The sequence below is a fragment of the Vibrio cortegadensis genome, from assembly GCF_024347395.1.
GTDB lineage: Bacteria > Pseudomonadota > Gammaproteobacteria > Enterobacterales > Vibrionaceae > Vibrio > Vibrio cortegadensis.
Window position 1 is genome coordinate 2902323 of sequence record NZ_AP025472.1, and the last position, 13026, is coordinate 2915348.

14 protein-coding genes are annotated in these 13026 nt (G+C 43.5%); 7 read left to right on the plus strand and 7 right to left on the minus strand.

Annotated features, from left to right (window positions below; all coding sequences use genetic code 11):
• Positions 1 to 168: 168 nt before the first annotated feature.
• From prmA to fis, 3 genes are all read left to right on the plus strand, one after another.
• Positions 169 to 1056 (plus strand): 50S ribosomal protein L11 methyltransferase, encoded by an 888-nt coding sequence (gene prmA, locus OCV39_RS13495; protein WP_261888617.1) that lies wholly within the window; start codon positions 169 to 171, stop codon positions 1054 to 1056.
• Between the two features lie 139 nt (positions 1057 to 1195).
• The gene (gene dusB, locus OCV39_RS13500) at positions 1196 to 2164 is read left to right on the plus strand and encodes a tRNA dihydrouridine synthase DusB (RefSeq protein WP_040887248.1); all 969 of its coding nucleotides are present in this window, start codon (positions 1196 to 1198) and stop codon (positions 2162 to 2164) included.
• 23 nt (positions 2165 to 2187) lie between these two features.
• Complete coding sequence (fis, locus tag OCV39_RS13505; RefSeq protein ID WP_004729744.1) at positions 2188 to 2484, plus strand: DNA-binding transcriptional regulator Fis; 297 nt, start codon at positions 2188 to 2190, stop codon at positions 2482 to 2484.
• A 120-nt stretch (positions 2485 to 2604) separates the two neighbouring features.
• Here fis and OCV39_RS21120 read toward each other — a convergent pair whose 3' ends face one another.
• From OCV39_RS21120 to zntR, 3 genes are all read right to left on the minus strand, one after another.
• A complete protein-coding gene (locus tag OCV39_RS21120) occupies positions 2605 to 3150 on the minus strand; it encodes a prepilin-type N-terminal cleavage/methylation domain-containing protein (RefSeq protein ID WP_290268837.1) in 546 nt (181 codons plus the stop codon).
• A 72-nt stretch (positions 3151 to 3222) separates the two neighbouring features.
• Positions 3223 to 3525, minus strand: a complete 303-nt coding sequence (locus tag OCV39_RS13515) for a hypothetical protein (protein ID WP_113795407.1) — start codon at positions 3523 to 3525, stop codon at positions 3223 to 3225.
• An 81-nt stretch (positions 3526 to 3606) separates the two neighbouring features.
• Complete coding sequence (zntR, locus tag OCV39_RS13520; protein WP_261888618.1) at positions 3607 to 4005, minus strand: Zn(2+)-responsive transcriptional regulator; 399 nt, start codon at positions 4003 to 4005, stop codon at positions 3607 to 3609.
• Between the two features lie 283 nt (positions 4006 to 4288).
• Here zntR and purH point away from each other — a divergent pair, with 283 nt between their 5' ends.
• Both purH and purD read left to right on the plus strand, forming a co-directional pair.
• Positions 4289 to 5881, plus strand: coding sequence for a bifunctional phosphoribosylaminoimidazolecarboxamide formyltransferase/IMP cyclohydrolase (gene purH, locus OCV39_RS13525; protein WP_261888619.1), 1593 nt, complete (start codon positions 4289 to 4291; stop codon positions 5879 to 5881).
• Between the two features lie 336 nt (positions 5882 to 6217).
• Positions 6218 to 7510, plus strand: coding sequence for a phosphoribosylamine--glycine ligase (gene purD, locus OCV39_RS13530; protein WP_261888620.1), 1293 nt, complete (start codon positions 6218 to 6220; stop codon positions 7508 to 7510).
• A 71-nt stretch (positions 7511 to 7581) separates the two neighbouring features.
• On the opposite strand, the gene OCV39_RS13535 is transcribed toward purD, so the two are convergent.
• Positions 7582 to 8277, minus strand: coding sequence for a DUF1481 domain-containing protein (locus OCV39_RS13535; RefSeq protein WP_017053191.1), 696 nt, complete (start codon positions 8275 to 8277; stop codon positions 7582 to 7584).
• 43 nt (positions 8278 to 8320) lie between these two features.
• Positions 8321 to 8593: a nucleoid-associated protein HU-alpha gene (gene hupA / locus OCV39_RS13540; protein WP_017053190.1), complete on the minus strand. Its 273-nt coding sequence runs from the start codon at positions 8591 to 8593 to the stop codon at positions 8321 to 8323.
• A gap of 263 nt (positions 8594 to 8856) precedes the next feature.
• Here hupA and OCV39_RS13545 point away from each other — a divergent pair, with 263 nt between their 5' ends.
• A complete protein-coding gene (locus tag OCV39_RS13545; RefSeq protein WP_171757088.1) occupies positions 8857 to 9957 on the plus strand; it encodes a CNNM domain-containing protein in 1101 nt (366 codons plus the stop codon).
• 61 nt (positions 9958 to 10018) lie between these two features.
• Here OCV39_RS13545 and OCV39_RS13550 read toward each other — a convergent pair whose 3' ends face one another.
• Complete coding sequence (locus tag OCV39_RS13550) at positions 10019 to 10612, minus strand: YjaG family protein (protein ID WP_113795403.1); 594 nt, start codon at positions 10610 to 10612, stop codon at positions 10019 to 10021.
• Positions 10613 to 10683: 71 nt separating this feature from the next.
• Here OCV39_RS13550 and OCV39_RS13555 point away from each other — a divergent pair, with 71 nt between their 5' ends.
• Positions 10684 to 11628 carry a D-2-hydroxyacid dehydrogenase gene (locus tag OCV39_RS13555; protein ID WP_261888621.1) on the plus strand — a complete coding sequence of 315 codons (945 nt, stop codon included), beginning with the start codon at positions 10684 to 10686 and terminating at the stop codon, positions 11626 to 11628.
• Positions 11629 to 11769: 141 nt separating this feature from the next.
• On the opposite strand, the gene hemE is transcribed toward OCV39_RS13555, so the two are convergent.
• Positions 11770 to 12837 carry a uroporphyrinogen decarboxylase gene (hemE, locus tag OCV39_RS13560; RefSeq protein WP_017053186.1) on the minus strand — a complete coding sequence of 356 codons (1068 nt, stop codon included), beginning with the start codon at positions 12835 to 12837 and terminating at the stop codon, positions 11770 to 11772.
• Between the last annotated feature and the right edge of the window lie 189 nt (positions 12838 to 13026).

Sequence of the window (13026 nt, forward strand, 5' to 3'; positions counted from 1 at the left end):
GTACGCAAAAGCTTAAGTGTTCGATACTGACGTATTAAATATTGAAACATGAAACGCATAAAATGCTCACTTCGGTGGGCATTTTTTATTCTATTTTCTGAATTGTGTAGAACTCTGGTAGACTCTGCAGCAAATTTTCAATCATCGTGAAACGAAAGAGCAAATATCATGCCTTGGATTCAAATCAAACTTAATGCGACTAACGCCAACGCAGAGCAAATTGGCGACATGCTAATGGAAGAGACAGGCGCGTTATCTGTCACCTTTTTAGATGCACACGATACGCCTGTATTTGAACCTCTGCCGGGTGAGACTCGACTTTGGGGTGATACTGATATCGTCGCGTTATATGACGCAGAAGCCAATACAGACTTCATCATCACGCAAATCAAGAGTAGCGGCATGCTTGAAGCAGGTTTCGCTTATAAAGTTGAACAGCTCGAAGACAAAGATTGGGAACGTGAATGGATGGAAAACTTCCACCCAATGAAGTTTGGTGAGCGTTTATGGATCTGCCCTAGCTGGCGTGAAGTTCCAGAACCTGATGCGATTAACGTGATGCTTGATCCTGGCTTAGCGTTCGGTACAGGTACTCACCCAACAACATCACTTTGCTTAGAGTGGCTAGAGGGCCTAGACCTAAAAGGAAAAACGGTTCTTGATTTTGGTTGTGGTTCAGGGATCCTTGCGATCGCGGCGATCAAGCTTGGTGCGGCAAAAGTGGTTGGGATCGATATCGATCCTCAAGCATTAACGGCCTCTAAAGATAATGCACAACGCAATGGTGTTGCCGATCAACTTGAGCTATTCCTACCTCAAGACCAACCTGAAAATTTCACTGCTGATGTGGTCGTTGCCAACATTCTTGCTGGTCCACTGCGTGAACTTTCAGGCATCATCAAAGGCTTAATTAAGCCAAATGGTCAACTTGCCATGTCGGGTGTTTTAGATACACAAGCTGAAGATGTTGCCAATTATTATCGTGATGAGCTTCACATAGATCCGATAGTAGAGCAGCAAGAGTGGTGTCGTATATCTGGTTACAAGCAAGGCTAGATAAGACTTTACGCCCTAATTGACTGAAATTTATACAAATTACATAAACAAATTGTAAATGCTCAAATATTAGTCTTTTCACGGAGCGAAAAAATGCGTAAAATGCGCGCCCTTGCTGGTACAGAACTGTGATGATGTTTTGAAAATCGGAAATTATAAACTTAAGAACAATCTAATCGTGGCCCCTATGGCTGGAGTGACGGATAGACCGTTCCGTGAGTTATGTCTTCGCTATGGTGCGGGGATGGCTGTCAGTGAAATGATGTCCTCTAACCCCAAAGTATGGAAAACATCGAAGTCGCAACAACGCATGGTACATGAGGGCGAATCGGGCATTCGCTCTGTACAGATTGCAGGTGCTGACCCACAGCTTATGGCCGAGGCGGCTCAATTTAGTGTTGAAAACGGTGCGCAAATCATCGATATCAACATGGGTTGTCCAGCAAAAAAAGTAAATAAAAAGCTAGCCGGTTCTGCTTTGCTACAGTATCCAGAGATTATCGAAGATATTCTTAAGGCGGTAGTCAATGCAGTCGATGTTCCTGTGACGTTGAAAACCCGTACTGGCTGGGATACAGAAAACAGAAACTGTGTCCATATTGCGAAATTAGCCGAAGACTGCGGCATCCAAGCTTTAGCGCTACATGGGCGCACAAAAGCTTGTATGTACAAAGGAGAGGCCGAATACGACAACATTAAAGCGGTTAAACAAGCTATCTCGATTCCGGTTATCGCCAATGGTGATATCGACAGTCCTGAGAAAGCGAAGTATGTGCTGGAGTACACAGGTGCAGACGCTTTAATGATAGGACGTCCCGCCCAGGGCCGACCTTGGATTTTTCAGGAAATCCAACACTACTTGGTAAACGGTACCACGATGCCTGCACTTCCTCTTGAGGAAGTAAAAAGCATTTTACTTGGTCATGTTGACGCACTTCACCAATTTTATGGGGAGTACTTAGGCCCTCGCATTGCTCGCAAGCATGTGGGTTGGTATCTAAAAGAGCATGAGCAAGCCAGTGAGTTTCGCCGTACCTTCAATGCGATAGAAGCAGCACCGCTGCAACTTGAAGCGTTAGAAGGTTATTTTGATAACGTTGCATCATAATTACGAGAAGAGCTAGACCAAATATGTTCGAACAAAATCTGACTTCAGAAGCATTAACAGTGACTACAGTTACATCACAAGATCAAATCACTCAGAAGCCACTACGTGACTCTGTTAAAGCATCGTTGAAAAACTATCTTGCTCAATTAAATGGTCAGGAAGTCAGCGAATTATATGAGTTAGTTTTGGCAGAAGTTGAACAGCCACTACTAGACACTATCATGCAATACACTCGCGGCAACCAAACTCGCGCAGCAACTATGATGGGTATCAACCGTGGTACTCTTCGTAAGAAACTTAAAAAATACGGCATGAACTAATACAGTTCTTCTGTTTATTTTACTTTGAAGCCAAGCTATTTATAGTTTGGCTTTTTTTGTAAATGAAACAATGAAAGTGAACTAGACTAACTGCGACAAATAACCATCAACGGTATAACATTAGCCGCAGTTTTTATTTGCTATTCGGATCCGGTCATCGAGTTCTAAACCCAGTGTGTAATCCACGATATATTCAACATAGCAAGAGCCTGCTAATGGTGAAAAATCACTATAAGTACCTTCGGTGCTCGTCGTATCAGCATCTTTTTTAAGATATATTTTAAATACTTTTTGATCCCCACCACTCTGGTTAATATTCCAATCATCACCAAGTTCAGTTACCGATTTAATCGTGCCACGGCTTGAAGGGTAGCCATAAGCAAATGAACATTGAACCTCTGGTGCTATTGGCTTACACCAAGCATCTTCCGGATCTCGTGGGTCCAATAGTATTACGCGATTTGTCACATCATGCTCATCAACAATCAACTTTCCATAGGCGATCCCAAACGATGATGATAATGCACCTTTAAGACCTTTAACCACGGATACGTCGGCATCTTCATTAATAGATAAAAACCTTGGCGCAGCGACAACGGCTAATATAGCCAAAACAACAATCACAACAACCAACTCGATTAATGTAAAACCTTTCGTTAATTTCATTTTCACGTCTACTAACTGAACAACAAATGGGCACGTATTCTATCTGAAGTATCAAAGACTAAATAGAATTCATTAAGGCCAAGCTCTTTTCTTACCACCAATACCACCCGCTTGTAGCATATCGATAATTTTCTTTGATTTATCTTCCAACACCTTTAAGCGTCGAGTAACTTCAACTTTACCCTCACCATCTAACTGTTGCATTGATTTATCAAGGTGTGTTTTTTCTTGAATCATCTTAACCAGCTGTATATTTTGCTTTTCAAGCTTATCGACTTTTCCAGCCAATTCAGACAAGGTGCGATTCTGAGCCGTCAGCTGAGCTTCAATTTTGCTAAACGCCGTTAAAATTTGCGCTACATTTTGATCTGCCATTTTTTGCTCCAAATAAAACACACTATAGCAGTGTAGTTGATCTCGCCGTCAAATATCGAAAGAGCCTAGACAAAACCCTCATTATTCTAATGCAGCCAAGATAGAACAGTGGCTCGCATCATCGTCAACATGCCCACAACAGGCGTCATTAATCTTTTTCAATGCACTTCTGATCTTCGTCAATTCTGCAATCTTCTCATCAATCATATCGAGCTTAGAAGACGTGATCGATTTTACTTCCGCACAACTATGCTGTGTTGCTTCCAACTTAATCTCTAATAGCTCTTTTATCTCGTCCAAACTTAACCCTAGAGATTTTGCTTTTAAGATGAAGGTAACTTGTTGCTGATTTTTTTCATTATATAGACGATACCCAGATTCACTTCGCCCAGCAGGATGAAGCAACAGGTTTTTCTCATAGAAACGTAGCGTATCAGTACTTACACCACAACGTTTTGCCAATTCTCCTATCTGAAACATAATGTCCTCTATTAACCATTTCGTTACTTTTAAGCGCCTAAATGCACTTTTTTATAATTATTTTTGAGATGCCAATCGATTGCGCGAGCTTTTATGTCATTAATTGGTTAGAATGTGCGCCATCAAATTTGAGTTACAGATACACTCCATTAACGCAAAAGGTCTTTACCAAAATAAACCCAGTTTTTAATGTATGACTTTAAAATGCAATAAGAACAGGTTCATTTTTTGGCAAATATCTTTAGTTTAACTTTAACTCCGTGAATTTGAGGAAGATGGAAGCATGAATAACGCTCGCCCTATTCGCCGCGCTCTTATCAGCGTATCAGACAAAACTGGTATCGTTGAGTTTGCACAAGCTCTAACTAACCGTGGTGTAGATATATTATCGACAGGCGGTACCGCTCGCCTGCTTGCTGAAAAAGGCATCTCTGTGACAGAAGTATCTGACTACACTGGTTTCCCTGAAATGATGGATGGCCGTGTTAAGACTCTGCACCCGAAAGTTCACGGTGGCGTACTTGGCCGTCGTGGCCAAGATGATGACGTGATGGCCACTCACGGTATCAACCCTATCGATATGGTTGTGGTAAACCTATACCCATTCGCAGAAACCGTTGCTAAAGAAGGTTGTACCCTCGCTGACGCTGTTGAAAACATCGACATCGGTGGCCCTACAATGGTTCGCTCTGCAGCGAAAAACCACAAAGATGTAACTATCGTGGTTAACGCACACGACTACGAGCGCGTTGTTGCTGAAATGGACGCGAACGAGAAATCTCTAACGCTAGAGACTCGCTTCGACCTCGCTATCGCAGCATTCGAGCACACAGCTTCTTACGACGGCATGATAGCTAACTACTTCGGTACTATGGTTCCTAGCTACGGCGAGAACAAGGAAGGCGATACTGAATCGAAATTCCCTCGCACGTTCAACCAACAGTTCGAGAAGAAACAAGATATGCGCTACGGTGAGAACAGCCACCAAGCAGCCGCATTCTACGTTGAAGCAAACCCTGAAGAGGCATCAGTTTCAACGGCTCGCCAAATCCAAGGCAAAGCCCTTTCTTACAACAACATCGCTGATACTGACGCAGCACTTGAATGTGTGAAAGAATTCGACCAGCCAGCATGTGTGATCGTTAAGCACGCTAACCCATGTGGTGTAGCACTAGGTGAAGACATCCTAGAAGCTTACGACCGTGCATTCAAAACAGACCCAACGTCTGCATTTGGCGGCATCATCGCATTCAACCGTGAACTAGACGCAGCTACGGCAACGGCTATCACTGAGCGTCAATTCGTTGAAGTTATCATTGCACCGTCTGTTTCTGCACAAGCAGTAGCAATCGTTGCGGCTAAGAAAAACCTTCGCCTACTTGAGTGTGGTGAGTGGACAACGAAGACGACTGGCTTTGACGTGAAGCGCGTTAACGGCGGCCTGCTAGTTCAAGACCGCGACCAAGGCATGGTTTCTGAAGACGACCTAAAAGTCGTTTCTAAGCGCCAACCTACAGCTGAAGAGCTAAAAGACGCTCTATTCTGCTGGAAAGTAGCGAAGTACGTTAAGTCTAACGCTATCGTTTACTCGAAAGGTGACATGACGATTGGTGTCGGCGCTGGCCAAATGAGCCGCGTTTACTCTGCGAAAATAGCAGGCATCAAAGCGGCTGACGAAGGTCTAGTTGTTGAAGGCTGTGCAATGGCATCGGATGCATTCTTCCCATTCCGTGACGGTATCGACGCGGCAGCAGACGCGGGCATCAAGTGTGTTATCCAGCCAGGCGGCTCTATGCGTGATGATGAAGTTATCGCAGCAGCAGACGAACATGGCATGGCGATGATCTTTACTGGTATGCGTCACTTCCGCCACTAATTCTCTTGTCATCATTGGGGCGGTAACTGCGTTGACTACGCTCGCTTACCCTAATCACATAGCGGGCTATGCTCATAGGGATAAGCTCGCTTGTCGCCCTGTTAGCGCTCCCACTGATTTAAAGCGGCCTCGAATAGTTGAATGACGCAAGCGCCAACTACTTTGAGCAAAACTTATTTAATTTAGCTAATTTGAAATACTCTTAATTTAGAAATTTTCATTTTAGAGCAAAGCCATATTGATAAGGTCAAGGAGAGCTCGCGGAGTTTATAAGTATAAATGAGCAAGCTCGACACAGAGATTAGCAATATGGCGCAGCTATCAAGGGATAAATAAATGAATGTATTGATTATTGGTGCCGGCGGTCGTGAGCACGCACTAGGTTGGAAAGCAGCACAAAACCCAAACGTTGAAACGGTATTCATCGCTCCAGGTAACGCAGGTACTGCACTTGAGCCGAAACTTGAGAACGTAAACATCGGTGTTGAAGACATCGCAGGTTTAGTCGCGTTTGCTCAAGAGAAAAAAATCGAACTGACTATTGTTGGCCCTGAAGCGCCACTGGTTATTGGTGTGGTTGATGCATTCCGCGAAGTTGGCCTACCAATCTTTGGCCCAACTCAAGCGGCGGCACAGCTTGAAGGCTCTAAAGCATTCACCAAAGACTTCCTAGCTCGTCATGACATCCCAACGGGTTATTACGCAAACTTCACTGAGATTGACCCAGCTATCGCTTACGTACGTGAGCAAGGTGCACCAATCGTCGTAAAAGCTGACGGTCTTGCGGCGGGTAAAGGCGTTATCGTTGCGATGACGCTTAAAGAAGCTGAAGACGCAATCAAAGATATGCTAGCGGGCAACGCATTTGGCGAAGCAGGCAGCCGCGTGGTTATCGAAGAGTTCCTTGAAGGCGAAGAAGCAAGCTTCATCGTAATGGTTGACGGTTCTAGCGTTCTGCCTATGGCCACCAGCCAAGACCACAAACGTGTTGGCGACAAAGACACTGGCCCTAACACAGGTGGCATGGGTGCTTATTCTCCAGCTCCAGTAGTAACTCCTGAAATCCATAACCGTATTCTTGAGGAAGTTATCTACCCAACGGTACGTGGCATGGATGCAGAAGGTGCACCTTACACCGGTTTCCTTTACGCAGGCCTAATGATCGATGCTGACGGCACACCTAAGGTTATCGAATACAACTGCCGCTTCGGCGATCCAGAAACGCAACCTATCATGATGCGTATGGAATCGGATCTTGTTGAGCTTTGCCTAATGGCTATCGACGAGAAACTCGATGAAGCAGAGTCTAAATGGGATCCACGAGCGTCTATCGGTGTGGTTCTTGCGGCTGGCGGTTACCCTGCTGACTACGCAAAAGGTGATGTAATTTCACTACCAACAAGCGAAGTTGAAGGCCAAAAGGTTTTCCACGCTGGTACTGCGAATAACACTGCTGGTGACGTGATCACCGACGGGGGACGAGTACTATGTGCTACCGCTCTGGGAAATAGCGTATCTGAAGCTCAGGAACGTGCTTACGCGTTAACAAAGCAAGTAAGCTGGAACGGCATGTTCCACCGCAATGACATTGGTTACCGTGCGATTGAGCGCGAAAACGAGCTAAAATAATCCGGCCCGTTAATGTGACACAAAAAAGGCGCTCAATGAGCGCCTTTTTTTAATTCTTAATCATCTTCTTGCTAGTCAAGCAACGATGTTCTTTCAATACAGTCGTGATCGTCATCGGCAAGCATCAACAACTCTGTCACTTCAAGCTTACGATTTGATTGCCTACCTAAAAACGCCACATAGCTATCAATGGAGGCTAAACGGTTTATCACAAAGCTCGGTAACGTTTGATTAAATTCAAATTTATTAAACTCGCGTCCAGAGCACGTTTCAAATTCGCTGCCGTCCCAATAACCTTGAATGAGCTCTACACCATCTCTATTCTGCTGTTTTGTTGTATCAATAATAGCGAGCGACTCTTGTTGATAACGCTGCAATTGTTCACGTTGCAAAGGCAATACTTTTCCATTCAAACGGTATTGCTGATAAATCGCGTCACCTTCTTTATTAAAACGAACATGAATGCGATATGGCACCAAGCCGTTGTCAGAAAAGCTGAGCTGTTGACCTTCTCGGATGAATTCACGCAGTTGATTTTCATCCCATCGGTAATCAGATTTATACCAACCGTAATCCCCGGCACTCACATAATCAGCGGCGGTGTTTGGTTTGGTTAACTTTTCGGTGTACCAATAGAAGCTTGTTGCATCACCCATAGACAGGCCGCCAGAATACTCTGAAAACTGATCTAAATTAGGGCGTGGTGATGTCGTGGAACATCCAAGTAGGAAAGAAGTGAGTACAGAAGCTAAAAGAAGTTTTTTCATTAAGGAATCACGCCGAGATAAAAGTACCTCGGCGTAGTCTAAATTATTTCACTGAATCTTTCAGTGCTTTACCAGCAACAAACGCAGGAACATTTGCAGCAGCAATTTGGATCTCATCACCAGTCTTAGGATTACGGCCAGTACGTGCATTGCGATGGTTCACTTTGAATGTACCAAAACCAATTAGTTGGACTTGGTCACCTTCTTTAAGAGCGTCAGTTACGCCACCAAGAGTTGCTTCAAGTGCCGCTTTTGCTTGTGCTTTAGAAAGGTCTGCTTTTTCAGCAATAAAGTCGATTAATTGGGTCTTGTTCATTAGGTTTCCCTTCTCATAGGTTATCGAATTCAACTCACTCTAAAACATAAATGCCCCATCTGGCAAAGGTTTGTCATCGATCTTTAGTCCCAATGCCGTACTTTTAACCATAATATGAGTAATAACTCACAATTTGTTACCTATTAACCTTCTCCATGCCTTGTTTTTACTGCTTTGAGAACCAATTTATAGAGTCTCAGTTGCAGTAAAACCGTTGAAAACGTGTGCAATTGAGACCTTAATTATTTTTATATAGAGGCATTATGCTGCTGTTAATTATCTACATCTCCATCGCAATTGGAGTGTCATTCATCTGTTCAGTTCTCGAAGCGGTATTACTGAGTATCAGCCCTAGTTACATCGCACAACTGCGCCAACAAGAACACCCTGCGGCTGAAGCGTTATCTAAACTGAAATCAGACATTGACCGACCATTAGCGTCGATCTTAACTTTAAATACCATCGCACACACTATTGGTGCCGCGACGGCAGGTGCTCAAGCTTCTGTTGTTTTCGGCAGTCAATGGCTTGGTGTTTTTTCAGCTGTGTTAACTCTGGGGATTTTAGTTTTTTCTGAAATTGTTCCGAAAACAATCGGTGCCACTTATTGGCGTCAACTCTCTCCAATGACGGCAACCACACTGCGCTGGATGGTATGGGCATTGACTCCTTTTGTATGGTTCTCAGAACAAATCACCAAACGTTTGGCGCGAGGGCATGTAGCGCCCAAAATGCGTGATGAATTATCCGCAATGGCAATTCTCGCCAAAGAAAGCGGAGAATTTGCAGAAGGTGAATCTAAAATTCTAAGTAATTTACTGGGTATCCAAGAAGTACCGGTCACCCAAGTCATGACGCCAAGAACGGTCGTTTTTCGGGTCGATGCAGAGATAAGCATCAATGATTTTCTTAATCATCATAAAGACACACCATTCTCTCGCCCTTTGATATACAGCGAGCAGAAAGACAATATCATCGGGTTTGTACACAGACTTGAGTTATTCAGGCTCCAGCAGTTAGGCCAAGGTGAGAAGCGACTCGGTGCGGTCATGCGCCCGATTCACGTCATGCTCAATAACTTAGCGCTTCCTAAAGCATTCGACCAAATGATGGCTAATCGACTGCAACTCTCTCTCGTCGTGGATGAGTACGGAACAATTCAAGGCTTGATCACCTTAGAAGATATTTTTGAATACCTACTAGGGGAAGAGATTATCGATGAAGCGGATAAAAATACGGATATGCAGGAACTCGCGTTTCAGCGCTGGGAAGTATGGAAAACCAAGCATGGTGTGATTGAAAGTCGAGATGACGACGACAGCATCTCAAATGAGAACGAACAGACTAAAAACAATCACGAATAGCATCAATATAAAAAAAGCTCCTACGAGGAGCTTTTTTTTGTTTTAGACATGGTTTCCGTGATTAGTAATCGATCGTGATACCGATATTACTTAACGGTTCATCGCGCAATTCTTGACGCAAATCTTTGATCAACTCAATGTCACGAGCTTCCGCTTCACGTAATGGTCTGAAAATAGCCCATTGAACGTCCCACTCCTCACAAACCGCTTCATTATCTTTTTGATTGTCGTTTGTGATTTCATCTTCGCCTTGAGCTTGCTCTAAATGAGCAACCGTCAGTACTGATTGTTGGCTCAGCTTAATCATGCAGTCAAATAGCTGTTCACGATCCAGTAATCCATGCAATAACGTAGATAGCCCTTGGCACGCATCCATTGCAGGATAGACAGCGTAGATATCAAAATCATCAGCGCTTGGAAATAACTCTTCTAATTTTTCTAATTGACGTTCAAAATTAACTTTAGCCGTTTTGACCGTCAAAATTTCCCAGATACTATCAAGCACGTCACGATATACGCGAGCTTCTGCAAATTTCGTATTATCACAAAACATGGCATAGTTAGGGTACATACGCTCGCACAGGCAAGCCATAAAAGTAATTTGTTGCCAAGGTTCAAATTTTTCAAGACGAACCTGAAGTGGATTCTGTAGCATAGTGACTCAATAGTTGCAGAAAAGGACAGCAGAAGTGTACTTGATAAACCTTAGGGAAAAAAGACAAGCCTATGAACAATTTCTCGAATAAGCTGTATATTCTCACAGAACACGATGACACCTATAAACAACTCATTCAAAATCAGTCTCTACCCGATTTAGAGATCTGTGAGGATCCTGCTCAAGCTGAAATTGTACTCGCTTCTCCCCCACTTGCAGCGGCTAAACTCAATGAGTTCACGCAACTCGATTGGCTCCAATCCACTTATGCAGGAATTAATGCTTTAGTGTCGGGTGATTTGCGCCAAGACTATACGCTAACGAACATCAAAGGCATTTTTGGACCCGCGATAGCAGAATATGTATTGGGCTACTCAATGAGCCACCACCGCCATTTTGCTCTCTACCACCAGCAACAAGCCAAACAGCAATGGCAACCCCACTTCTATCAGTCACTGACCGGAAAAGTGATGGTTATTCTGGGCACGGGATCCATTGGTAGCCACCTTGCTCAAACTGCGTCAGCTCTCGGGTTGCATACTATTGGAATAAATCGAACAGGGATCCCAACCAAAAACCTAAGTGTGAATGAAAAGTTTGGCTTTAAAGACACTTTCCATATCAATGAAATAAAAGCCGCCTTTCAGCAAGCGGATATTATTGTAAATACGTTACCTGCAACTGAAAATACCCGTTCACTCTTAAATGAAGAGACATTGAGTTACTGCAAACGAGCGTTGCTATTTAATGTTGGGCGAGGTGAGACTTTAGATAATAAATCTCTTTTATTGGCACTAAAAAACGGTTGGATTGAACATGCTTTTCTGGATGTGTTTGAAAATGAGCCGCTGTCTCCTACGCACCCTTTCTGGAAGCTTAATCAGATAACAGTGACTCCACATATCGCGGCCTTGAGTGAACCTCGTCAGGTGGTCAATATATTCGCACACAACTACCAGCTTTGGCGAGATGGCTTCCAACTCAATAATATAATTGATTTCGATAAGGGCTATTAATATTTGGCTCAAGAAAAATAACTGGTTCGAGCAGAGCGTTCTTCCTTATGTTCGCACTCATTTAGCCACCCTTGGAACTGATAAATAAAAACGCCGACTTGTGATAAGTCGGCGTTTTAAATCAATTAAATAACCAATTCGTTATTTATGGTATGGCTTAGATAAGTCATGCACCGCTTCAACAAACACACCTGCATTCTCAGGTGGAACATCTAAGTGGATACCGTGACCTAAGTTGAAAACATGTCCTGTTCCTGCATCACCAAACCCTTCAAGAATAGAGCTAACTTCTTGGCGAATACGTTCAGGCTGAGCGTAAAGAATCGATGGATCCATATTGCCTTGTAGAGCGACTTTGTCACCAATGCGAGCTTTTGCATCAGCAATGTTAATCGTCCAATCTAGGCCAACCGCATCACAACCTGTTGCCGCAATTGATTCTAACCACATGCCACCATTTTTGGTAAACAAAGTAACTGGAACACGGCGACCTTCGTTTTCACGAATCAGTCCATCAACAATTTTATGCATGTAACGAAGTGAGAACTCATTGTAATCACGAGGCGTTAATACTCCACCCCACGTATCAAATACCATCACCGACTGAGCGCCTGCTTTAATCTGTGCATTTAAGTATTCAATAACCGTGTCAGCCAGTTTATCTAGCAGCAGGTGCAAGGTTGCTGGCTCTGCATACATCATTTTTTTGATCTTTGTGAAGGCTTTAGAGCTGCTACCTTCAACCATGTATGTCGCTAGTGTCCAAGGGCTACCAGAAAAACCAATCAAAGGCACTTCGCCTTTTAGATCTTTACGAATTTGGCGTACTGCATTCATTACGTACTGAAGTTCACCTTCAGGATCTGGCACACCGATTTTTTCTACATCTGCTTTGCAAGTAATTGGTCGCTCGAATTTCGGACCTTCGCCAGTTTCAAAGTATAGGCCAAGTCCCATAGCGTCAGGGATGGTTAAAATGTCTGAGAATAAGATCGCAGCATCAAGAGGGAAACGACGCAAAGGCTGAAGCGTCACTTCTGATGCTAGCTCTGCGTTTTTACACAAAGACATGAAATCGCCTGCTTGTGCACGCGTAGCTTTATATTCTGGTAGGTAACGGCCTGCTTGGCGCATCATCCAAACCGGAGTGCAATCTACAGGTTGCTTAAGTAAGGCGCGTAGATAGCGATCATTTTTTAATTCTGTCATTCCGTTCTTCCAATTAAAGCTATATCTATTTATTTGCCATTATTCTAACACTGATTTAACTGTAAAAGCTGTGTGCTTTGCAACCTAGATCAAGTTATTAACTTTTAAATCAATGCTTAATTTGCACCTGTTTATAGAGCGTGATAAAAATTTGCTCGCTAGCGAAAATTAAAATAATAAATACTGAGT

Coding starts and splice junctions, on each gene's coding strand:
- OCV39_RS13515 (WP_113795407.1), bottom strand. CDS start 3,525: ATGGCAGATCAAAATGTAGCGCAAATTTTAACGGCGTTTAGCAAAATT.
- OCV39_RS13550 (WP_113795403.1), bottom strand. CDS start 10,612: ATGCTACAGAATCCACTTCAGGTTCGTCTTGAAAAATTTGAACCTTGG.
- OCV39_RS21120 (WP_290268837.1), bottom strand. CDS start 3,150: ATGAAATTAACGAAAGGTTTTACATTAATCGAGTTGGTTGTTGTGATT.
- OCV39_RS13545 (WP_171757088.1), top strand. CDS start 8,857: ATGCTGCTGTTAATTATCTACATCTCCATCGCAATTGGAGTGTCATTC.
- OCV39_RS13535 (WP_017053191.1), bottom strand. CDS start 8,277: ATGAAAAAACTTCTTTTAGCTTCTGTACTCACTTCTTTCCTACTTGGA.
- zntR (WP_261888618.1), bottom strand. CDS start 4,005: ATGTTTCAGATAGGAGAATTGGCAAAACGTTGTGGTGTAAGTACTGAT.
- prmA (WP_261888617.1), top strand. CDS start 169: ATGCCTTGGATTCAAATCAAACTTAATGCGACTAACGCCAACGCAGAG.
- hupA (WP_017053190.1), bottom strand. CDS start 8,593: ATGAACAAGACCCAATTAATCGACTTTATTGCTGAAAAAGCAGACCTT.
- OCV39_RS13555 (WP_261888621.1), top strand. CDS start 10,684: ATGAACAATTTCTCGAATAAGCTGTATATTCTCACAGAACACGATGAC.
- fis (WP_004729744.1), top strand. CDS start 2,188: ATGTTCGAACAAAATCTGACTTCAGAAGCATTAACAGTGACTACAGTT.
- purH (WP_261888619.1), top strand. CDS start 4,289: ATGAATAACGCTCGCCCTATTCGCCGCGCTCTTATCAGCGTATCAGAC.
- purD (WP_261888620.1), top strand. CDS start 6,218: ATGAATGTATTGATTATTGGTGCCGGCGGTCGTGAGCACGCACTAGGT.
- hemE (WP_017053186.1), bottom strand. CDS start 12,837: ATGACAGAATTAAAAAATGATCGCTATCTACGCGCCTTACTTAAGCAA.